At 73.8% G+C, this 22,810-nt stretch carries 13 protein-coding genes; 9 read left to right on the top strand and 4 right to left on the bottom strand.

The features are described from left to right. Positions 1 to 23 precede the first annotated feature (23 nt). Both pruA and ANAEK_RS04370 read left to right on the top strand, forming a co-directional pair. Positions 24 to 1,655, top strand: a complete 1,632-nt coding sequence (gene pruA / locus ANAEK_RS04375; RefSeq protein WP_012524940.1) for an L-glutamate gamma-semialdehyde dehydrogenase — start codon at positions 24 to 26, stop codon at positions 1,653 to 1,655. 59 nt (positions 1,656 to 1,714) lie between these two features. Then, entirely contained in the window at positions 1,715 to 3,736 is a 2,022-nt protein-coding gene (locus ANAEK_RS04370; RefSeq protein ID WP_012524939.1) for an ABC-F family ATP-binding cassette domain-containing protein, read from the top strand. Positions 3,737 to 3,816: 80 nt separating this feature from the next. Here the strand turns inward: ANAEK_RS04370 and tpx are convergent, their stop codons facing one another. Together tpx and ANAEK_RS04360 are read right to left on the bottom strand one after the other, a co-directional pair. Continuing rightward, a complete protein-coding gene (gene tpx / locus ANAEK_RS04365) occupies positions 3,817 to 4,320 on the bottom strand; it encodes a thiol peroxidase (protein WP_012524938.1) in 504 nt (167 codons plus the stop codon). Between the two features lie 191 nt (positions 4,321 to 4,511). Further along, positions 4,512 to 6,626, bottom strand: a complete 2,115-nt coding sequence (locus ANAEK_RS04360; protein ID WP_012524937.1) for an ATP-binding domain-containing protein — start codon at positions 6,624 to 6,626, stop codon at positions 4,512 to 4,514. A 305-nt stretch (positions 6,627 to 6,931) separates the two neighbouring features. Between ANAEK_RS04360 and fdhD the strand changes: the two genes are divergently transcribed. The 7 genes from fdhD to ANAEK_RS04320 all read left to right on the top strand — a co-directional run bounded on the left by fdhD (position 6,932) and on the right by ANAEK_RS04320 (position 16,625). Then, a complete protein-coding gene (gene fdhD, locus ANAEK_RS04355) occupies positions 6,932 to 7,798 on the top strand; it encodes a formate dehydrogenase accessory sulfurtransferase FdhD (RefSeq protein WP_012524936.1) in 867 nt (288 codons plus the stop codon). Positions 7,799 to 7,876: 78 nt separating this feature from the next. After that, positions 7,877 to 11,167: a formate dehydrogenase gene (gene fdh, locus ANAEK_RS04345; protein WP_012524935.1), complete on the top strand. Its 3,291-nt coding sequence runs from the start codon at positions 7,877 to 7,879 to the stop codon at positions 11,165 to 11,167. A 20-nt stretch (positions 11,168 to 11,187) separates the two neighbouring features. Continuing rightward, a complete protein-coding gene (locus tag ANAEK_RS04340) occupies positions 11,188 to 12,120 on the top strand; it encodes a 4Fe-4S dicluster domain-containing protein (protein ID WP_012524934.1) in 933 nt (310 codons plus the stop codon). Then, positions 12,120 to 13,319 (top strand): NrfD/PsrC family molybdoenzyme membrane anchor subunit, encoded by a 1,200-nt coding sequence (nrfD, locus tag ANAEK_RS04335; RefSeq protein ID WP_012524933.1) that lies wholly within the window; start codon positions 12,120 to 12,122, stop codon positions 13,317 to 13,319. The genes ANAEK_RS04340 and nrfD overlap by 1 nt, the downstream gene beginning before the upstream one ends. Then, positions 13,303 to 14,316, top strand: coding sequence for a GTP 3',8-cyclase MoaA (moaA, locus tag ANAEK_RS04330; protein ID WP_012524932.1), 1,014 nt, complete (start codon positions 13,303 to 13,305; stop codon positions 14,314 to 14,316). The genes nrfD and moaA overlap by 17 nt, the downstream gene beginning before the upstream one ends. Before the next feature lie 51 nt (positions 14,317 to 14,367). Next, entirely contained in the window at positions 14,368 to 15,729 is a 1,362-nt protein-coding gene (locus ANAEK_RS04325; RefSeq protein ID WP_012524931.1) for an OFA family MFS transporter, read from the top strand. A gap of 239 nt (positions 15,730 to 15,968) precedes the next feature. Further along, positions 15,969 to 16,625, top strand: coding sequence for a hypothetical protein (locus ANAEK_RS04320; RefSeq protein WP_012524930.1), 657 nt, complete (start codon positions 15,969 to 15,971; stop codon positions 16,623 to 16,625). A gap of 71 nt (positions 16,626 to 16,696) precedes the next feature. Here the strand turns inward: ANAEK_RS04320 and ANAEK_RS04315 are convergent, their stop codons facing one another. Continuing rightward, the gene (locus ANAEK_RS04315) at positions 16,697 to 18,184 is read right to left on the bottom strand and encodes a glutamate synthase subunit beta (protein ID WP_012524929.1); all 1,488 of its coding nucleotides are present in this window, start codon (positions 18,182 to 18,184) and stop codon (positions 16,697 to 16,699) included. Positions 18,185 to 18,186: 2 nt separating this feature from the next. Beyond that, the gene (gene gltB, locus ANAEK_RS04310) at positions 18,187 to 22,797 is read right to left on the bottom strand and encodes a glutamate synthase large subunit (protein WP_012524928.1); all 4,611 of its coding nucleotides are present in this window, start codon (positions 22,795 to 22,797) and stop codon (positions 18,187 to 18,189) included. Positions 22,798 to 22,810: the final 13 nt, after the last annotated feature.

Here is a 22,810-nt window from a genome sequence, read left to right as displayed (position 1 = left end):
ACGGCCCTTGGAGGGTGGCACCGATGTCGAACGGCGCTTTCCGCATCCCCGATCCCCGCAACGAGCCGGTCCTCTCCTACGCGCCCGGCACCCCCGAGCGCGCCGCGCTGAAGGCGCGCCTCGCCGAGCTGTCCTCGCGGGAGCTCGAGATCCCGCTGGTCATCGGCGGGCGCGAGGTGCGCACCGGGCGCATCGCCGAGGTGCGCGTGCCGCACCGCCACGGCCAGCGCCTGGCGCGCTTCCACCAGGCCGGGCCCGCCGAGGTCCAGGCCGCCATCGAGGCGGCGCTCGAGGCGCGCAAGACCTGGTCCGCCATGCCGCCGCACGAGCGCGCCGCGGTGCTGCTCAAGGCCGCCGACCTGCTGGCCGGCCCGTGGCGCCAGACGCTGAACGCCGCCACCATGCTGGGCCAGTCGAAGACGCCCTACCAGGCGGAGATCGACTCGGCCTGCGAGATCATCGACTTCTGGCGCTGGAACCCGCACTTCATGGAGCGGATGCACCACGACCAGCCGGTCTCGCCCCCCGGCCAGTGGAACCGCACCGAGTACCGCGCGCTGGAGGGCTTCGTCTTCGCGGTCACGCCCTTCAACTTCACCTCCATCGCGGCGAACCTGCCCACCGCGCCGGCGCTCATGGGCAACACGGTGGTGTGGAAGCCGGCCTCGAGCGCGATCTACTCGGCCTGGCACGTGATGAAGGTGCTGGAGGCGGCCGGCCTGCCCCCCGGCGTCATCAACTTCGTGCCCGGCCCCGGCCGCGCGGTGGGCGATCCCGCGCTCGGCAGCGCCGACCTCGCCGGCCTGCACTTCACCGGCTCGACCGGCGTGTTCCAGCAGATGTGGCGCACCATCGGCGAGAACCTGCCGCGCTACCACGGGTACCCGCGCATCGTGGGCGAGACCGGCGGCAAGGACTTCGTGTTCGTGCACCCCTCCGCCGACGTGGACGCGGCCGCCACCGCGCTCGTCCGCGGCGCGTTCGAGTACCAGGGCCAGAAGTGCTCGGCCGCCTCGCGCGCCTACGTGCCGGAGAGCCTCTGGCCGCAGCTCCGCGAGCGGCTGCTCGGCATGGTGGCCGAGATCAAGATGGGCGAGGTGGAGGACTTCACCACGTTCATGGGCGCGGTCATCGACCGCGGCGCGTTCGACTCGATCCGCAAGCACATCGGCGTGGCGCGCGCGTCGTCGCAGGCCAAGATCCTGGCGGGCGGCGGCTGCGACGACTCGAAGGGCTTCTTCGTCGAGCCCACCGTCATCGAGACGGTGAACCCGCACTTCAAGCTCATGGAGGAGGAGATCTTCGGGCCGGTGCTGACCGTGTACGTCTACGCGGACATCCGCCTCGACGAGGCGCTCGAGCTCTGCTCCACCACCTCGCCGTACGGGCTCACCGGCGCGATCTTCGCCCGCGATCGCGACGCGGTGGCCGACCTCACCCGGCGCCTCGCCGACACGGCCGGCAACTTCTACGTGAACGACAAGCCGACCGGCGCGGTGGTCGGCCAGCAGCCGTTCGGCGGCGCGCGCGCCTCCGGCACCAACGACAAGGCCGGCAGCATCGCGAACCTGTACCGCTGGGTCTCGATCCGCTCGATCAAGGAGACGTTCGACCCGGCGGTCCGCTTCGAGTACCCGTACATGCGCGAGAAGTAGCGCGGCGCGGACCGGCCGGGCTTGTCCCGGCGCCGGCTTCGGGCTACTTCCTCGCCCCCGTGAGCCTCGTCTCCGCCAGCCGGCTGTCGCTCGCGTACGGCCCCAAGGTCCTGTTCGATCGCGCCGCCTTCTCCATCGGGCCGCACGATCGCATCGGGCTGGTGGGCGCGAACGGCACCGGCAAGTCCTCGCTGCTGCGCATCCTGGCCGGCCAGATCGCGGCGGACGAGGGGGACCTGGTGTTCCGCCGCGGCGCGCGGGTGGGCTACCTGCCGCAGGACGTGTCGGAGCTGGCGGACCTGCCGCTGGTGGACGCGGTGCTCGCCACCGTGCCCGGGCGCGCCGCGCTCGAGGACCGGCTGGCCGGCGCCGAGGCCGCGCTCGCCGCGGCGGCCACGCCGGAGGAGCAGCTCGAGCAGTCGCAGGCGCTCGCCGAGCTGCACGAGGAGCTGGACCACTTCGAGGAGCACTACGGCCGGCGCCGGGCCGAGCGGATCCTCTCGGGCCTGGGCTTCCAGCCCGGCGACCTGGACCGCCCCGCCCGCACCTTCTCCGGCGGCTGGAAGATGCGCGCGGCGCTGGCCGGGCTCCTGCTGCAGGCCCCCGACCTGCTGCTGCTGGACGAGCCCACCAACCACCTCGACGTGCCGACGCTCACCTGGTTCGACGCGTTCCTGCGCGGCACGCGCAAGGCTGTGGTGCTCATCTCGCACGACCGCGACTTCCTGAACCGGCAGATCGACCGGGTGCTGGCGCTCGAGCCGGAGGGGCTGCGCGCCTACGCCGGGAACCACGACGACTACCGCCGCCAGCGGGCCGAGGAGGAGGAGCGGCTGCTCGCGCAGGCGGAGCGGCAGGAGGCGAAGCGCGCCCAGCTCGAGGCCTTCATCGAGCGGTTCGGCGCGAAGGCCACCAAGGCGCGGCAGGCGAAGTCGAAGGAGAAGCTGCTCGAGAAGATGGAGGAGGTGCAGGTCCTCGAGCACCGCGCCACGCTGCGCTTCCGGTTCGCCGAGGCGCCGCGCTCCGGGCGCGAGGTGCTGCGGCTCGAGGGCGTGCGCAAGGCGTTCGGGCCGCGGGTGGTCTACCGCTCGCTCGACGCGGCCATCCAGCGCGGCGAGCGGGTGGGCGTGATCGGGCCGAACGGCGCGGGCAAGTCCACGCTGCTGAAGCTGGTGGCGGGCGAGCTCGCGCCGGATGGCGGCGAGGTGAAGCTCGGCCACGGCGTGCTCGCCGGCTACTACGCCCAGCACCACTTCGAGCGGCCCGAGCACCCGGAGGACGCCGCCGGCGCCATGCGCACGTTCGGCACGCTCGCCCCGGACCGCACCGTGCTCGACACGCTCTGGGACCTCGTGCCGGACCGCGGCGAGGCCTACGTGCGCAGCGTGGCCGGGTCGTTCCTGTTCTCCGGCGACGACGTGGAGAAGCGCGTGGGCGTGCTCTCCGGCGGGGAGCGCGCGCGGGTGGCGCTCGCGAAGCTCCTGCTCGTGCCGGCGAACCTGCTGGTCCTCGACGAGCCCACCAACCACCTCGACCTCGACTCGTCCGAGGCGCTCATCGACGCGCTGAAGGGCTACGACGGGACGCTCCTGTTCGTCTCGCACAACCGGAGCTTCCTGAACCAGCTCGCGACGGTGATCTGGGAGGTGAAGGACGGCGGGATCGTCCCCTGCCCCGGCAACCTCGACGACTGGCTGTACCACCAGCGCCAGCTCGAGGCGGCCGGCGCCGCCGACGGCGCCCCCGGGGCGGCGGGCGGCAAGGGCGGCGACGGGGCCGCGCGGGCCGCGCCGGCCAGCGAGAAGGAGCGGCGCCGCGCCGAGGCGGAGGCGCGCAACGCGCGCGCCCGCCGCGAGAAGCCGGTGCGCGACGAGATCGCCCGCCTCGAGGCGCGCATCGCCGAGCTGGAGCGGGACGAGAAGGAGACCACCGCCCGGCTCGCCGATCCGGCGCTGTACCAGGACTTCGCGCAGGCGAAGCCGCTCATCGAGCGGCAGGCCGCCGCCCGGTCCGAGCTGGAGACGCGCTACGCCGAGTGGGAGGCCGCCCAGGAGCGGCTCCAGGCGATGCAGGAGGGGTGAGCGGGACGGAGACGACGACACCCCGCCCACCCGCGGGAGCGCGGGCGAGCGGGGCGCGGGGAACCCCGTGATCCGTCGGGCTACTGCTTCGCCGCGGCGAGCGCGGCGTCGTAGTCGGGCTCCTGCCCGATCTCCGGGACGAGCTGCCGGTAGACGACCTTGTCGGACTCGTCGAGCACCACCACCGCGCGGGCGGTGAGGCCGGCCAGCGGGCCGTCCTGGAGCAGCACGCCGTAGTCCTTCGCCATGTGCTTCCCGCGGACGAGCGAGAGCGGGACCACGTTCTGCAGGCCCTCGGTGGTGCAGAAGCGCTTCTGCGCGAACGGCAGGTCGGCGGAGACGACCAGCACCACGGTGTTGGGGAGCTTGCCCGCGTTCTCGTTGAACTTGCGGGTGGAGGTCGCGCACACCGCGGTGTCGAGGCTGGGGACGATGTTCAGGATCTTCCGCTTGCCCTTCCACTCGGCCAGCGTGACGTCCTTCAGCTCGCCGGTGGTGAGGGTGAAGTCCGGCGCCTTGGCGCCGACGGCGGGCAGCTCGCCGTTCGTGTGGATCGGGTTCCCCTTCAGCGTCACCTGGGCCATGTCGGTCTCCTCGGGATGGGCGGACGCGCCGCGCCCGCGTGGACGGTTCACTGCCGGTCATGAGCGCCGGGGCCTCGGCCCGCGGCGCCAGCCGGATTCGGATGCTCGGTGCCCCGAATCTAGTCCGGCTGCTGAACGCTCGCTTACCCGTTCGACGCCCGCAGCCCCTTCCGGGACCGCGGCGCGCACGGTCAGCCGCGCGGCAGGCCGCGCAGCAGCGGCGAGGGCGTGCCCGGCGCCGCGATCCAGAGCTGGTGGGCGGCCCGGGTCACGGCCACGTGGAGCCGGCGGCGCGCCTCGTCGGTCTCGGGGTAGGCGCGGGCGGTGGCGTCCGGCACCACCACGTAGTCGAACTCGAGCCCCTTCACGCCGTCGACGTCGGTGAGGTCCACCCCCGGACGGAACGTGAACGCGCCGTCGAGCGAGAGCCTCGCCTCCGGCATGTCGGCCAGCAGCCGGTGCAGGCTGCGCGCGACCTCGGGCCCGCTGCACACCACCGCGGCGGACGCGCCGGGCTCCCGCTCCACCAGCTCGCGCAGCGCGCCCGCCAGGAACAGGTGGGCGTGCGCCTCGGTGGGGAAGTCGAAGCGCGACACGGGCGCGCCGCGCCGGCCGGCGCGCGGCCGCTCCGGCGGGGCGATCGGCCCGAGCACGGCGTGGGCCAGCGCCGCCACCGGCTCCGGGCAGCGGTAGGTCGTCGCCAGGCGCACCGTGGCCGCCGCCGGCGCGCCGAGCGCGGCGAGCGCCTGCGGCCAGCCGGCGTAGGACGCGAAGGTCTGCTGGCTCTCGTCGCCGGCGAGCGTGACGCTGGTGCCGGCGAGGTGGCGCCCGAGCACGTGCAGCTCGAAGAGCGTCACGTCCTCCGCCTCGTCCACCACCAGGTGCGCCGCCTTCCGCGCCGGCGCGCCCGCCCGCAGCGCCGCGAGGAACAGCAGGATGGGCAGGTCCTCGACGTCGAGCGTGCCGGCGGCGGCCTCGGGCGTGTCCTCGTCCACCGCCTTCCCGTCCAGCGTCTGGAGCCGCTCCGGGTCCACGCCCGCCAGCAGGTCCTCGGTGGAGGAGGAGAGCTGCAGCCGGGTGTGGCGGAGCGTCTCGTCGACGGCGGTCGCCGGCAGCGTCCCCGCGGCCGCCTTCACCACCGCCTCCAGGAACCCGCGATCGACGAACAGGTCGCCGAGCTCGCGGCGCAGCCGCGCCAGGGCCGGCCGCTCGCGGGCGACGTGCGGCCGGCGGCGGAGCAGCTCGTAGAGCGCCGGGTGGCGCTTCAGCCGGGCCACGAGCGGCGGCGTCTCCGGGAACAGGCGCGGCGGCGGGGCGCCGAACACGCTCTGGAACGCGCCGCGCGACCAGGACTCGAGCGTCCGGACCGGCGACCGCTCCAGGCCGAGCGGCTCGAGCAGCCGCGCCGCGAGCCGGGCCAGGCCGAGCTCCGGCACCACCACCTGCAGCCGCGCCGGCGGGAAGCGCCGCGGGTCCTCGAACGCGATCCGGGCGAGCCGGTGCAGCGCGACGGTGGTCTTGCCGCTGCCGGCCGAGCCCAGCACGAGCAGCGGCCGGTCCGCGGGCGCGGCGACCGCCTCGTACTGGTCCGGATCGAGCAGCGCGGTGATGTCGGCCGGACCCGCGCGGCCGGCCGCGCCGGCCCCGGTGCCGAGCGCGCCGGCGCGCGCCGCCGACCCCGCCCCGCCGCCCAGCGCCGCCGCCTCGGCCGCCAGCGCGCGCCACCGCCCGCCCTCGCGCACCAGCGTCAGCGGGCCGGCCGCGATCCGGGTCAGCACCCCGCGCTCCACCACCACCACCCGCCGCGCCTCCACCGTGCCGGTGGCGACGCGGCCCGGGAACGCCTCCTCGAACTCCTCGCCCTCCCGGTAGCGGTAGAAGATCCCGGCCACCGGCGCGAACCGCCAGTCCACCACGCGCACGCCGGCGGGCCGGTCCACGAACGTGTGGCGGCCGAGGAAGTAGTCGCGCCGCTCGCCGCCCTCGTGCACGCGCAGGTGCGCGAAGTACGGCGCGGCGGGGTCCGGGAGCTGGTCCGGGCGGACGCGCTCCATCACCGCGCGCAGGAGCCCCATCTCCTGGAAGACCGTGGGCAGGTCCTTGGGCGTCGCCTCCAGCGCCTCGTCGCGCAGGTCCCGCAGGCGCCCGACCAGATCGCCCTCCCCGCGCGCCGGCGCGAGCCGGGCCGCGAGCGCCCGCTGCACGGTGGCGAGGAGCGCCTCCTCCTCGGCCACGATGGCGCGCGCCGCCGCGGTGAGCGTGTCGCCCTCGAGATCGGGCGCGGGGCTGGCAGGGATCGCTCGCAAGCGGTCTAGCTTAAGCGGGCTCTCCGACGGGCGCACGACGCGCCCGCGCGCAGCGCTTGCGCGGCCGCGCGGCGCCGCCTGCCCACCGGAGCAGCACCGCTCACGGAGCGGCCAGGAGGACGGATGTGACGGACCCGAAACGTCCCGCCCGGACCGCTGCGTCCGCGGCGCGGGTCCATTAGCTTCGCTCGCGAGCTGCCGGGTCACGGCGGCGGCTCCCGGGGCGCGCGACCGGACCGCCCGGCGCGCGCCCCACCTCCGCTCTTTTCCGCCCCCGCGGGCGGCCGCTCCGTTACCTTCCCGCCATGGAAACCTCCCTCAGGCGCGCCGCCGCGCCGGCGGGCGCCGTGGCCGAGCGGACGGTGCTGCGAAACGGCGGCACCGTGCGCGACGCCGTCGCCGTCGAGGAGCCGCTCGAGATCCGCGTGGACGGCGACCGGCTCGCGACGACCATGCGGACGCCCGGCGCGGACGGCGACCTGGCGCTCGGCTTCCTGTTCGCCGAGGGCATCATCTCCGGCGTCGAGGACGTGGGAACGGTCATCCACTGCGGCCGGCCCGGCGAGGAGGGGTACGGCAACGTGATGGACGTCCGGTCCGCCGCCGGCATGCGCATCGACCCCGAGCGGATCCTGGAGGGCCGCCGGTTCGTCCCGGTGAGCGCCGCCTGCGGCGTCTGCGGCCGGCTGAGCATCGACCACCTCATGGAGCGGATCCGCACGCTGCCCGCGGGCGAGCCGGTCGCGCCGGCGCTCGTGGCGGCCGGCATGGAGATCCTGGCGCGCAGCCAGCCGGTGTTCGAGCGCACCGGCGGGCTGCACGCCGCGGTGCTGGTGGGCCGCGACGGCGCGCCGATCGCGTCCGCGGAGGACGTGGGGCGGCACAACGCAGTGGACAAGGTGGTCGGCGCCGCGCTGCGGGCGGGGCGCGTCGGCCCGCGCGCCGCGGCCGGGCCCGCGCCGGCGCTGCTCGCGGTGAGCGGGCGCGCCGGCTTCGAGATCGTGCAGAAGGCCGCGGCGGCCGGCGTGCCGGTGATCGCGAGCGTGTCGGCGCCGTCCAGCCTGGCCGTGGACCTGGCCCGCGCCGCGGGCGTGACGCTCTGCGGCTTCGTGCGCGGCGAGCGCATGAACGTCTACGCGAACGGCGAGCGCCTCGGGCTGACCGGGCCCTGAGCGCACGCGCCCTGGCGGCGCGGGGCCGGTTGCCGCTGCACCGGCCGAGACGGAGCTTCAGCGCAGGAGATCCCTGCGATGCCGAAGCTTCCCGTCCTCTCGGACTGGCCCGTGCTCCGCCAGCTCCACGACCGCGATCCGTCGGGCCTGGGCTCGACGGCCGCCTCGCCGCGCACCCGCTCGCTCGCGCCACGCACCGCGTCGGCGGATCGCGTGGCGCGGTCCGTCTGCCCGTACTGCGCGGTCGGCTGCGGGCAGCTCGTCTACGTGAAGGACGAGAAGATCATCGACATCGAGGGCGACCCCGACTCCCCGGTCTCGCAGGGCTGCCTCTGCCCCAAGGGCGCGGCCACGTTCCAGCTCGTGGCCGGCGCGCACCGCCTGGAGCAGGTGCTCTACCGCCGGCCCGGCGGCACGTCGTGGGAGACCCTGCCGCTCGAGCAGGCCATGGAGATGGTGGCCCGGCGGGTCAAGAAGGCGCGCGACGAGACCTGGCAGGAGCGGATCGAGGAGCAGGGGGCCGAGCACCACGGCGATCAGGTGCGGCGCACGCTCGGCATCGCGCACCTCGGCGGCGCCACGCTCGACAACGAGGAGAACTACCTGCTGAAGAAGCTCTTCACCGCGCTCGGCGTGGTGCAGGTGGAGAACCAGGCGCGGATCTGACACAGCTCCACGGTCCCCGGTCTGGGGATCTCGTTCGGCCGCGGCGGCGCCACCACGTTCCCCGGCGATCTCCAGAACTCCGACTGGATCGTCGTGCAGGGGTCGAACATGGCGGAGTGCCACCCGGTGGCCTTCCGCTGGGTGATGGAGGCGAAGAACCGGGGCGCCACCGTCATCCACGTGGACCCCCGCTTCACCCGCACCAGCGCGGTGGCCGACCTGCACGTCCCCATCCGCCCGGGCAGCGACATCGCGTTCCTGGGCGGGATCATCCACCACGTGCTCGAGCACGACCTCTGGTTCAAGGAGTACGTGCTCGCGTACACCAACGCCTCGACGATCATCGACGAGAACTTCCGCGACACCGAGGAGCTGGAGGGCTTCTTCAGCGGCTTCGACGCGCAGTCGAACAGCTACTCGTGGGAGACCTGGAAGTACCAGGGCGTGGACGGCGTCGTGCCCGCCGCAGGCCACAAGCTCGTGTACGGCGAGAAGGGCGCCGGCCGCAGCGACCTGCGCGGCACGAAGATGCTCGAGCGCGAGACCGACCCGACGCTGCAGCACCCGCGCTGCGTGTTCCAGCTCCTCAAGAAGCACTTCGCCCGCTACACGCCGGAGCGGGTGGAGGAGACCTGCGGGATCCCGCAGGCGCTCTTCCTCAAGGTCGCCGAGACGCTGGCCCGGAACTCCGGGCGCGAGCGCACCGGCGCGTTCTGCTACGCGGTGGGCTGGACCCAGCACACCGTGGGCGTGCAGTACATCCGCACCGCGGCGATCCTGCAGCTGCTGCTCGGCAACATCGGGCGGCCGGGCGGCGGGATCATGGCGCTGCGCGGCCACGCGTCGATCCAGGGCTCGACCGACATCCCCACCCTGTTCGACATCCTGCCCGGCTACCTGCCCATGCCGCACGCCTCGCTGCCCGACCGCGGCCTCGACCAGTACGTCAACAACAACGCCTCCGCGACGCACTGGTGGAGCGAGTTCCGCAAGTACGTGGTCTCGCTGTGCAAGGCCTGGTTCGGCACCGCCGCCACGCCGGAGAACGACTTCCTCTTCGACCTCCTGCCCCGCCTCACCGGCAACCACTCGCACATGGTGACCGTGTCCGAGATGGCCGACGGGAAGCTGAAGGGCTACTTCGTGATGGGCGAGAACCCGACCGTCGGATCGATGCACGGCGCCCTGCACCGCAAGGGCCTGCGCGAGCTCGACTGGCTGGTGGTGCGCGACTTCACGCTCACCGAGACGGCGGAGTTCTGGCGGACCGCCCCGGAGATCGCGCGCGGCGAGGTGCGGCCGGAGGAGATCCGCACCGAGGTGTTCTTCTTCCCGGCCGCCACCCACACCGAGAAGGACGGCTCCTTCACGAACACGCAGCGCATGCTGCAGTGGCACCACCGGGCGGTGGAGCCGCGCGGGGACTGCCGCAGCGAGTTGCACTTCACCTACCACCTCGGCAGGCGCCTCAAGGCGCTCTACGCCGGGTCGGGCGATCCGAAGGATCGGCCCATCCAGGCGCTGACCTGGGACTACCCGACCCGCGGCCCGCAGGAGGACCCCGACGCCGAGGCGGTGCTGAAGGAGGTGAACGGGTTCACGGTGGCGGACGGCAAGCCGGTGCCCGGGTTCGCCGAGCTGAAGGACGACGGCTCCACCGCGTGCGGCTGCTGGATCTACTCCGGGTGCTTCAAGGACGGGGTGAACCAGACCGCGCGCCGCCGGCCCGAGCGCGAGCAGCACTGGGTGGCGCCGGACTGGGGCTGGGCCTGGCCCGCCAACCGCCGCATCCTCTACAACCGCACCTCCGCGGATCCCGAGGGCCGGCCCTGGTCCGAGCGGAAGCGCTACGTCTGGTGGGACGAGGACAGGCGGCAGTGGACCGGCTACGACGTGCCGGACTTCGTCAAGGACCGGCCGCCTTCCTACCGCCCGCCGCCCGGGGCCCGCGGCACCGCCGCCATCTCCGGCGACGACGCGTTCATCATGCAGGCGGACGGCAAGGGCTGGCTGTTCGCGCCGTCCGGCCTCCTCGACGGTCCGTTCCCGACGCACTACGAGCCGGAGGAGTCGGTCCTCGAGAACCCGCTCTACCCGCAGCAGTGCAACCCCGCGCGCATGGAGTGGCACCGCCGCGACAACCCGTACCACGCCGCCTGGGGCGACCCGCGCTTCCCGTTCGTGCTCACCACCTACCGCCTCACCGAGCACCACACCGCCGGCGGGATGAGCCGCTGGCTGTCGTGGCTGTCCGAGCTGCAGCCGGAGATGTTCTGCGAGGTGTCGCGCGAGCTCGCCACCGAGCGCGGCCTGCGCAACGGCGGCTGGGCCACCATCACCACCGCGCGCGGCGAGATCGAGTGCCGGGTGCTGGTCACCGACCGCGTGCGCCCGCTGAAGGTGAAGGGCGGGCGGACGGTCCACACCATCGGCCTGCCCTACCACTGGAGCTTCGTGGGCCGGGTCACCGGCGATCCCGCGAACGAGCTGATCGGCTTCGTGGCGGATCCCAACGTCAGCATCCAGGAGTCGAAGGCGTTCACCGGCGACATCCGCCCCGGCCGCCACTCGCACGGCCGCCGCTCGGTCACCGACGGCGTGGCGCTGCGCGAGCCCGAGCCGCGGATCCACGCACCGCGGGACCTCCCTGGCCTGCACGCGAAGCAGCGCAGCCCGCCGGTGGAGCCGCCCGAACCCCGCTGATCGCCGCAAGGAGGCGTCCCGTGCAGGAGATGGGGTTCTTCACCGACACGACGCTCTGCATCGGCTGCAAGGCCTGCGAGGTCGCGTGCAAGCAGTGGAACCAGCTCCCCGACGACGGCTTCTCGCTGACCGGGATGAGCTACGACAACACCGGCACCCTGGGCGCGTCCACCTGGCGGCACGTCGCGTTCGTCGAGCGGACCGAGCCGCTGCCCGGCCAGGGCAGCCCGCGCGACGGGATCGAGGCGGGCGCGGGCGCGTTCGCCGAGCTCCGGCCGCTCGGCCAGCCCGCGCCGACGTCGCTGCTCCACGACCTGGCCCCCACCCACCTCGCCGACGTGCCGGTCGCGCTCGGCCCGTCGCAGCAGGCGCTCGGGAAGTTCGCCTGGCTGATGATGAGCGACGTCTGCAAGCACTGCGAGCGCGCCGGGTGCCTGGAGGCGTGCCCCACCGGCGCGATCCTCCGCACCGAGTTCGGCTCGGTGTACATCCAGCCGGACGTCTGCAACGGCTGCGGCTACTGCGTGTCGGCCTGTCCGTTCGGCGTGGTGGACCGGCGCGAGGACGACGGGCGCGCCTGGAAGTGCACGCTCTGCTACGACCGGCTCGAGGGCGGCATGGTGCCGGCCTGCGCCAAGGCCTGCCCCACCGCCTCGATCCAGTTCGGCTCGCTCGCGGACCTGCGCGAGCGGGCCCGGAACCGGGTCGAGCAGCTCCGCGCGCGCGGCGTCGCCGACGCCCGCCTGTACGGCGAGACCGCGGAGAGCCAGCCCGGGACCGAGGGGCTGCACGCGTTCTTCCTGCTCTGCGACCGGCCCGAGGTGTACGGGCTCCCGCCGGATCCGGTGGTGCCGACCGCGAAGATCGTGGCCAGCTGGCGCGCCATGGCCACGGGGGTGCTGTCGCTCGCGGCGCTGGCGCTCGGGGCGGTGCTCTCGGCGAGGAGGGCGTGATGATGGGGACCCGCACGGATCCCGCCCGCGAGTCGGCCCGCCCGCGCGACGGGCGCAACGTGGACCCGCGGCTGGGCGAGCTGCTGGGAGAGGGCTCGGGCCAGCAGGTGCGCGAGCTGGAGGGGGCGGCCACCGGCCACGACCGGCCGGCGGAGCGCGCCTGGGGGGAGCCGCCCGCCGAGGCGCTCGCGGCGCCGGAGGGGCCGAGCTACTACGGCCAGCCGGTCCTCAAGGAGCCGGTGTGGCGCTGGGAGATCCCGGCCTACTTCTTCGTGGGCGGGCTGGCGGGCGCGTCCGCGGTGCTGGGCGCCGCGGCGTCGATCGCCGGCGGCGAGGGCACCGCCGCGCTGGTGCGCCGCTGCCGGCTGGTGGCCGCCGGCGGCGCCGCCGCGAGCGCGGTGCTCCTCGTCCGCGATCTGGGCCGCCCCTCGCGCTTCCTCAACATGCTGCGCGTGTTCCGGCCCACCTCGCCCATGAACATGGGCACCTGGGTGCTGACCGGGTTCGGCGCGCTCTCCGGCGCCGCCGCCCTGCCCGCGCTCGTGGCGACGCCGCGCGCGCTCGAGCGCTCCGCCGGCGTCGCCGCCGCGGGCGCGGCGGTGCTGGGGCTGCCGCTGGTGGGCTACACCGGCGTCCTCCTCGCCAACACCGCGGTGCCGGTCTGGCAGGCCACCCGCAACACGCTCCCGGTGCTGTTCGCGTTCTCCGGGGCGGTGAGCGCGGGCGGCCTGTTCGACCTGTGGCGCACGCCCGGGCCGGGCGGGGAGATGGCCCACCGGTTCGGGCTGGTGGCGAAGGGGGCAGAGCTGGCCCTGTCGCGCGCGCTGCACCGCGAGGCCGGGGCCGTGCCGCGGGTCGAGCGGGCGCTCCGGCGCGGCCGGGGCGGGCTCCTGCTGCGCACCGCCCGCGGCCTGCTCGTCGCCTCGGCCATCGTGGACCTCCTGCCGGAGCGGGCGTGGCGGCGACGACACGCCGCGTCGGGCGCGCTGGCCCTGCTGGGCACCCTGGCGCTGCGCTTCGGGGTGGTGGCCGCGGGCCGGACGTCCGCCCGCGACCCACACGCGACCTTCGAGATGCAGCGCGCCGGGCGCGGGGCGGCGGAGCTGGCTAGGAAGGAAGGGGCCCGCCCTCGCATGCCGTCCCCTCCCGGCATCGATCCCACGGGCAAGGAGACCGCCGAGCATGGAGCAGCTCCGTGAACCCACGCCCGCCGCGCCGCGCAAGGGGCCGGCCCTGGCCGACGCCCAGGGGCGCCTCATCCGCTACCTGCGCGTATCGCTCACCGACCGCTGCAACTTCCGGTGCACCTACTGCTCCCCGGCCGAGCACGAGGCCCCCGACGCGCTCCTGCAGCGCCCCGAGATCGCGCGGCTGGTGCGCGTCTTCGCCGGGCTGGGCGTCCGGCGCGTGCGGCTCACCGGCGGCGAGCCCACGCTCCGCAAGGATCTGGTGGAGATCGTCGCCGACGCCGCCGCCACCCCGGGCATCGAGGAGGTCGCGCTGACCACGAACGGCCACCGCCTCGACGAGCTGGTGGCGCCGCTCCGCGCCGCCGGGCTGGGCGCGGTGAACGTCTCGCTCGACACGCTGGTGCCGGAGCGGCTGGGCGGCGTGTCCGGGAAGGGCGCGCGCCTGGACCGGATCCTGGCCGGCATCGACGCGGCGGCGGGCCGCTTCCGGTCGCTGAAGCTCAACACGGTGGTGATGCGCGGCGTGAACGAGGACGAGCTGGGCGCGCTGGTGCGGTACGCCTGGGACCGCGGCGCGCTCCCGCGCTTCATCGAGCAGATGCCGTTCGGCGGGGGCGTGCCGGTGCCGCTCGCGGAGGTCCGCGCCGGGCTCGAGGCGCAGGGCTTCGCGCTCGAGCCGGACGGCTGGAAGGGCTGGGGGCCGGCCCGGCACATGCGCGCGCGCGACGCCGCCGGGCGCACCGGCCTCGTCGGCTTCATCGGCGCCATGACCGAGAACTTCTGCGAGGACTGCAACCGCGCGCGGGTGGCGGCGGACGGCGGGTTCCAGGCGTGCCTGGGGGGCCAGGACCGGGTGAACCTGCGCGACCTGATGCGCGGGGGCGCGGAGGACGAGGGGCTGGCGGAGGCGGTGCGCGGCGCGCTCTGGCGCAAGGCGCCCCGCCACCACATGGAGGACGCGGGGGCGGGGCTGGTGCTCCTGCCCATGCGCGGCCTCGGCGGGTGATCGGGCCCGGCGGCGCAGGGGGTGCCGCCGGTGAGGGGAAGGGGGAGGGACATGACGTCGAACCGCTGGTTCATCGCGGTGGCCGGCACCATCACCATGGCGTGCCTCGGCACCGTCTACTCGTGGAGCCTGTTCACCCAGCCGCTCATCGCGGCGTTCGGCTGGTCCAGCACCACCACCACCTGGGCGTTCGCGCTCTCGATCTTCTTCCTGGGCGTGGGCGCGATCCTGGGCGGCCGCTGGCAGGACCGCTCCGGCCCGCGGCCGGTGGCGGTCACGGGCATCGTGCTGTGGGGCCTCGGGAACGTGCTCGCCGGGCTGGGCACGGCGCGCTTCGGGGCGCCCTGGATCTACGCCACGTACGGCGTGATCGGCGGCCTGGGGCTCGGGCTCGGCTACGTGACCCCGGTCGCGGCGGTGACGAAGTGGTTCCCGGACAAGCGCGGCTTCGGGACCGGCATGGTGGTGATGGGCTTCGGCCTGGGCGCGTTCATCTACAACAACCTGCTGAAGAACGTCGCCGCGTTCGCCGAGGCGTCGCGCGAGGCCGGCCGGGTGATCGCGGCGCGGCACGCGGGCGACGCGGCCGCGGCCATGTCGCCGGGCGCGATCTCGACCGTGATGCAGACGTTCCTCTGGTCCGGGGTGGTGTTCGCCGTCGTCGGCGGCATCTGCGCGCTGGCCATGCGCAACCCGACCGCGGTGGTGCCCGCGCCCGCCGCAGGCGCCACGCCGTCGCCCGCGCCCGCCGCCGCGCCCGCGGTCCGCGTGGCGCGCGACTACCCGCCCTCGGAGGCGCTGCGCACGCCGCAGTTCTGGGCGCTCTGGGCGATGCTGTTCCTGAACGTCACCGCCGGCATCCTGTTCATCTCGAACGCGGTGCCCATCATGCGCGAGCTCACCGGCGCCTCGCCGGAGAGCGCGCTGGCCGTCTACGGCTTCATCGCGCTGTTCAACGGCCTGGGGCGCTTCTTCTGGGGCGCGATCTCGGATCGCATCGGCCGCAACCTCGCCTACCTGCTCATCTACGGCTCGCAGGTCGTCATCTTCTTCGCCGTGGGCGGCGTCCACTCGCTGCCGCTGGTCGCGCTGCTGTTCGCGATCGTCCTGCTCGACTACGGCGGCGGCTTCGGCACCATGCCCTCGTTCACCGCCGACTACTTCGGCACGAAGTACATGGGCGTGAACTACGGGTGGATCCTGCTGGCCTGGGGCGTGGGCGGCATCGTCGGCCCGATCTTCGTGGCGCGGGTGAAGGACCTCACCGGCTCGTTCTCCGGCGCGCTGCCGGTGATCGCGGTCATGCTGCTCGTCGCGGCCATCCTGCCGATCGTCACGCGGCGCCCGGGGGCGGCGCGCGACGAGGGCAGCCGCTGGCGTCACCTGATGCCGCCGCGGCGCGTGCACGCCTGAGCCCTCGCCGCCGCCGGCGAGCCGCCGGACCGCCGGCGCTCGGGGCGAACGGATCTCCCGAGCGCAGCGCCGCACGCGCGGCGCGCGGTCGAGGGAGCCCTGCCCCTCCGGCCCGCGCGCGCGGCGCACGGTGCGCGCGTGCGCGGGCGCCCGCCCGGGCCCTCCGCACTCGCGTCCCGCGGTCCCCGTTCCCACCTTGAGCGCCGGTGCCCCAGCAACGGCGCCGGGAGGGGAACGACATGGACGTGAGTCGCGGATTGGGCCTGGCCCTCGGGGCGGCGGCGCTGCTCGTCACCGCGGGTTGCCAGGACAGGGGTGATCGCACGCAGCAGGGCTCGGCCCCGGGCGCCACGGCGTCGCGGCAGGCCGAGCGCAGCCAGGAGCAGGCGGCCGACGAGTCGAAGCAGGCCGCGAAGCGGCACGACGAGGCGGCCGACGCGCAGAAGGACGTGCGCGAGTCGCAGGAGAAGCTCGCGGAGGCGCAGCAGAAGGCCGGCCAGAAGACCGGCGAGGCGCAGCAGCACGAGCAGGCGGCGCAGCAGCAGTCGCAGACCGCGACGGCCGAGTCGGAGCAGGCGCGCCGCGAGTCCGCGCAGGCGGCCGGCACCGGCAGCGCCGCGGGCACCGCGGGCGCGACCGCCCAGGCGGGCGAGCAGAAGACCGCCACCGGGCAGGTGGTCAGCGCGAGCAGCCAGGAGCTGGTGCTGCGCGATCAGGCCGGCGGCCAGGAGCTGAAGCTGAAGGTCGGCGCCGACACGCCGGTGATGAAGGACGGGAAGCGGGCCTCCATCTCCGACGTGAAGGAGGGCGCGCAGGTCCGGGCGTCCTACTCGGAGCAGGGTGGGCAGCCGCAGGCCATCCGCATCGAGGTGCAGGGCGGATCGACGACGCGGTAGCCGCCACGGCGAGCGTGGCCCCGCCCACCCCGGGCGCGTTCCCGGGGCGGGCGGGACCTCGCGTCTCCGGGTCAGGGGGGCAGGACCGTCTCGCCGTGCGAGAGGAACTGGTCCACCGCCTGCGCCGCCTGGCGGCCCTCGCGGATGGCCCACACCACCAGCGACTGCCCGCGGGCCATGTCGCCCGCGGCGAACACGCCGGGCACGCTCGTCATCCGGTGCTCGTCCGTCCACACGTTGCCGCGGTCGTCCAGCTTCACGCCGAACTGCTGCAGCATGGGCTTCTCGGGGCCGACGAAGCCGAGCGCGAGCAGCACCAGCTCGCCGGGGATGATCCGGTCGGTGTGCGGGATCTCCTTCGGGCCGGAGCGGCCGTCGGGGCCCTTCACCCACTCCACCTCCACCAGGTGCAGCTCCTTCACCTTGCCCTGCGCGTCGCCGATGAAGCGCTTGGTGAGCGCGCAGAACCGGCGCGGGTCGTGCCCGAAGACCGCCTTCGCCTCCTCCTGGCCGTAGTCGGTCTTGAGGACCCTGGGCCACTGCGGCCACGGGTTGTCCCGCGGCCGCTGGTCGGGTGGGCGCGCCATGATCTCGAGCTGGGTCACGCTGCGGGCGCCGTGCCGGATGGCGGTCCCGACGCAGTCGGTGCCGGTGTCGCCGCCGCCGATGACGACGACGTGCTTGCCCTTCGCCGAGATGTACCGGCCGTCCTCGTGGTTCGAGTCGAGCAGCGACTTCGTGTTCGCGTGCAGGAACTCCATGGCGAGGTGGATGCCCTGCAGGCTGCGGCCCTCGATGGGCAGGTCGCGCGCGTGCGTGGCGCCGCCGGCCAGCACCACCGCGTCGTAGTCCTTCACCAGCCGGTCGGCGGTGATGTGCCGGCCGATCTCGGTCTCGGTGACGAAGCGCACCCCCTCGTCCGCGAGCAGCTTCACCCGCCGCTCCACCAGCGCCTTGTCGAGCTTCATGTTCGGGATGCCGTACATGAGCAGCCCGCCCACCCGGTCGGCGCGCTCGAACACCGTCACCGCGTGCCCGGCCTTGTTGAGCTGCTGCGCGGCGGCGAGGCCCGCCGGCCCGGAGCCGACGATCGCCACCCGCTTGCCGGTGCGCTCCGGCGGCGGCTGCGGGCGCACCAGCCCGGCGGCGAACGCCCGGTCCACGATCTCCGCCTCGATGGTCTTGATGGTGACGGGCGGCTCGTGGATGCCGAGCGTGCAGCTCCCCTCGCACGGCGCCGGGCAGACGCGTCCGGTGAACTCGGGGAAGTTGTTGGTCTTGGCGAGGCGGATGTACGCCTCCTCCCACTGCCCGCGGTAGACGAGGTCGTTCCACTCCGGGATGAGGTTCTGCACCGGGCACCCGGCCGCCATGCCGGCGATGATCTTGCCGGTGTGGCAGAACGGGATGCCGCAGTCCATGCACCGCGCGCCCTGCTGCCGGAGCGTCTGCTCCGCGTAGGCGGGGTGCGCCTCGCTCCAGTCCGCGATGCGCTCCAGCGGCGGCCGCTCGTGCTTCGGCTCGCGCGGGAACTCCATGAATCCGGTCGGCTTGCCCATGTCTAGTTCCCGCCCACGCGCGCGGCGTCCTGGGTGTTCTCCTCGAAGGCGGCCAGCTCCGCCTGCTCCGGCGTGAGGCCCTTCTCGCGCATTCGCGCCTGCGCCTCCACCACCCGCCGGTAGTCGTTCGGCATGACCCGCACCAGCCGCTTCAGCGTGCCGGCCCAGTCGTCGAGCAGCCGGCGGGCGTGCCCGCTCTCGGTGAGGGCGGCGTGCTTCTCCACCAGCGCCCTCACCTGCGCCGCCTCCTGCGGATCCGCCACCGGCCCGAGCGTCACCATGTCGCGGTTGCAGCGGCGCGCGAACGCGCCGTCCGCGTCGAGCACGTACGCGACCCCGCCCGACATGCCGGCCGCGAAGTTGCGGCCGGTGGGGCCGAGCACCACCACCTTGCCGCCGGTCATGTACTCGCAGCCGTGGTCGCCCACGCCCTCCACCACCGCCGACACGCCCGAGTTGCGCACGCAGAAGCGCTCGCCGGCGATCCCGCGCACGAACGCCTCGCCGGCGGTGGCGCCGTAGAACGCGACGTTCCCGATGATGACGTTCTCCTCCGGCACGAACCCGGCCTGGCGCGGCGGGAACACCACCACGCGGCCGCCCGACAGCCCCTTGCCCACGTAGTCGTTCGCGTCCCCCTCCAGCAGCAGCGTCATGCCGGGCGGGACGAACGCGCCGAAGGACTGGCCCGCCGAGCCCTGGAAGTGCAGCCGGATCGTGTCGTCCGGCAGGCCGGCCGGGCCGTGGCGCCGGGTGATCTCGGAGCCGACCATGGTGCCCACCACCCGGTTGGTGTTGCGGATGGCGAGCGTGGCGCGGACCGGCTGGCGCGACTCGATGGCCGGCCTGGCCAGGTCGAGCAGCACGGTGGCGTCGAGCGTCTTGTCGATGCCGTGGTCCTGCGGGATCTGGCAGGTCCGCCCGTAGTGCTTGGGCACGGTGGGCTTGAACAGGATCCGGCTGAAGTCGAGGTTGCGCGCCTTCCAGTGGTCCACCGCGCGGCGCATCTCCAGCCGCTCCGAGCGCCCCACCATCTCCTCGATGGTCCGGTAGCCCAGCTCGGCCATGTACTCGCGGACCTCCTGCGCGATGAAGCGCATGAACGTCACCACGTGCGCCGGGTCGCCGGTGAACTTGGCGCGGAGCCGCGGGTCCTGGGTGGCGACGCCCACCGGGCAGGTGTTGAGGTGGCAGGCGCGCATCATCACGCAGCCGAGCACCACCAGCGGCGCGGTCGCGAAGCCGAACTCCTCGGCCCCGAGCAGCGCGCCGATCACGACGTCGCGCCCGGTCTTGAGCTGCCCGTCCACCTCCACCGCGATGCGCGAGCGCAGGTCGTTCATCACCAGCACCTGGTGCGTCTCGGCCAGGCCGAGCTCCCAGGGGATGCCGGCGTGCTTGATGGAGGTGAGCGGCGAGGCGCCGGTGCCGCCGTCGTGGCCGGAGACCAGCACCACGTCGGCGTGCGCCTTGGCCACGCCGGCCGCGATGGTGCCCACGCCCACCTCGGCCACCAGCTTCACCGAGACGCGCGCGCGGTGGTTCGCGTTCTTGAGGTCGTGGATGAGCTGCGCCAGGTCCTCGATCGAGTAGATGTCGTGGTGCGGCGGCGGCGAGATGAGTCCCACGCCCGGCGTGGAGTGCCGCACCTTCGCGATCCAGGGGTACACCTTGGTGCCGGGGAGCTGCCCGCCCTCGCCCGGCTTCGCGCCCTGCGCCATCTTGATCTGCAGCTCGCGCGCGTTCACCAGGTACTGGCTGGTGACGCCGAAGCGGCCGGAGGCCACCTGCTTGATGGCGGAGTTCTTGGAGTCGCCGCCCGGCAGCTTCTCGTAGCGCGCCGGGTCCTCGCCGCCCTCGCCGGTGTTCGACTTGCCGCCGATCCGGTTCATGGCGACGGCGAGCGACTCGTGCGCCTCCTTGGAGATCGACCCGTAGCTCATGGCGCCGGTCTTGAAGCGGCGCAGGATCGACTCGACCGGCTCGACCTCGTCGATGGGCACCGGGCGCGGGCCCGGGACGAGGTCCATCAGGCCGCGGAGCGTGCACAGGTTCCGGGCCTGGTTGTCCACCAGCGCGCTGTACTCCTTGAACAGCGCGTAGTTCCCGGTGCGGCAGGCGTACTGGAGCTTGTGGACCGTCTCCGGGTTGAACAGGTGGTGCTCGCCACCGTTGCGCCACTTGTACTGGCCGCCGGCGGGGAGGCTGGTGTGCACGATGGGGCGCTTGGGCGGGAAGCCGCGCTCGTTGCGCAGCCGCGCCTCGCGCGCCACCACGTCGATGCCCACGCCGCCCACGCGCGTGGCGGTCCAGGTGAAGTACTCGTCGATGAAGTCCTGGTTCAGGCCGATGGCCTCGAACACCTGGGCGCCGTGGTAGCTCTGGATGGTCGAGATGCCCATCTTCGAGATCACCTTCACGATGCCCTTCGCCACCGCCTTCACGTACTTCTTCTCGGCGTCGGCGGCCGGCCCGGGGATGAGCCCGAGCTGGACCTGGTCGTGGATGGTCTCGAACGCGAGGTACGGGTTCACCGCCGACGCGCCGTAGCCGATGAGCAGCGCGAAGTGGTGCACCTCGCGCGGCTCGCCGGACTCGAGGACGATGCCGCAGCGGGTGCGGGTGCCCTCGCGGATGAGGTGGTGCTGCACCGCCGCCACCGCCAGCAGCGACGGGATGGGCGCGTCCTCGGCGTCGTGGCCGCGGTCGGAGAGCACGAGCAGGTTGTGCCCCTCGGCGATCGCCTCCGAGGCCTTCCAGCGCAGGTCCTCGAGCGCCTTGCGCAGCCCGTTGCCGCCGTCGGCGGCGCGGAACAGGATGGGCAGCGTGATGGCCTTCAGGCCCTTCGAGGCCGGGCCGCCGTCGAGCGCGCGGATCCGCTCCAGGTCCTCGTTGCGGATCACCGGCGCGGGCAGCGCGAGCTGGCGGGCGCACTCCGGACCGGGCTCGAGGAGGTTGCCCTCCGGCCCGACGGAGGTCTCCACCGCCATGATGATCTCCTCGCGGATGGCGTCCACCGGCGGGTTGGTCACCTGGGCGAAGAGCTGCTTGAAGTAGTTGAAGAGCGGCTGCGGCTTCTCCGACAGCACCGCCAGCGGCGTGTCGGTGCCCATCGAGCCGATGGGCTCGGTGCCGTCGGTCGCCATGGGCGTGACGATCATCTTCACGTCCTCGGCGGTGTAGCCGAACACCTCCTGGCGCCGGAGCACGGTCTCGTGGTCGGGCTCGATGACGCGCGCGGGCTTCGGGAGCTGGTCGAGCCGGACGGTGTACTGGTCCAGCCAGGACGCGTACGGCTTCTCCCGCGCGATGCGCTCCTTCAGCTCGTCGTCGCCGACGATGCGCTGCTCGCGGGTGTCCACCAGGAACAGCCGGCCCGGCTGCAGCCGGCCCTTCTTCAGGATCCGGTCGGCGGGCAGGTCGAGCACGCCCACCTCGGAGGCCATCACCACCAGGTCGTCCTTGGTGACGTAGTAGCGGCTCGGGCGCAGGCCGTTCCGGTCGAGCACCGCGCCCACCCGGACACCGTCGGTGAACGCGATCGAGGCGGGGCCGTCCCACGGCTCCATCAGGCAGGAGTGGAACTCGTAGAACGCCCGCTTCTCCGGGCTCATCGCCTCGTGCCGCGCCCACGGCTCCGGCACCATCATCATCATGGCGTGCGGCAGCTCGCGCCCGGACAGCGTGAGCAGCTCGAGCACGTTGTCGAACATGGCCGAGTCGGAGCCCTCGGTGTCGATGACGGTGAGGATCTTCTGCAGGTCCTCGCCGAACAGCGACGAGCGCATCATCGACTGGCGCGCGTGCATCCAGTTGATGTTGCCGCGCAGCGTGTTGATCTCGCCGTTGTGCGAGATGTAGCGGTACGGGTGCGCGCGCGACCAGGACGGGAACGTGTTGGTGGAGAAGCGCGAGTGCACCATGGCGAGGCCGGTGACGACCTCGGGCCGCGACAGGTCCAGGTAGAACTCGCGGAGCTGCCCGGCGTTCAGCATCCCCTTGTAGACGACGGTCTTCCAGGAGAGCGACGGGACGTAGAAGTGCGTGCGGCCGGGGATGGCGGAGCGGCTCACCCGCTTCTCCACCAGGCGCCGGACCACGTAGAGCTTGCGCTCGAAGGCCGCCTCGTCGGCGCAGCCCGCGCCGCGACCGACCAGGATCTGCCGGATCACCGGCTGGCTGGACCGGGCGGTGGGGCCGAGCGTGGCGGGGTCGGTGGGGACGTCGCGCCAGCCGATCACGTCGAGCCCCTCGGCGCGGACCCCCTCCTCGAAGATGCGGACGCAGGCGGCGCGGCCGCCCTCGTGCGGCGGCAGGAAGACCATGCCGGCCGCGTAGGCCCCCGGGGCGGGCAGCGCGAAGCCGAGCCGCTCCGCCTCGGCGCGGAGGAACGCGTGCGGGGTCTGGAACAGGATGCCGGCGCCGTCGCCGGTGTTCGCCTCGGCGCCCGCGGCGCCGCGGTGCTCGAGGTTCACGAGCACGGTGAGCGCGTTCTCGAGGATCTCGTGGGACGCGCGCCCCTTGATGTCCACCACGAACCCGAAGCCGCAGGCGTCCTTCTCGTTCTGCGGATCGTACAGGCCCTGCCTCGGGGGATAGCCGGTCTCGGTCATCTTCACCTTCAGT

It is taken from the genome of Anaeromyxobacter sp. K (genome assembly GCF_000020805.1).
GTDB classification, from domain to species: Bacteria; Myxococcota; Myxococcia; order Myxococcales; family Anaeromyxobacteraceae; genus Anaeromyxobacter; species Anaeromyxobacter dehalogenans.
This window is presented reverse-complemented; position numbering and strand designations above follow the sequence as displayed.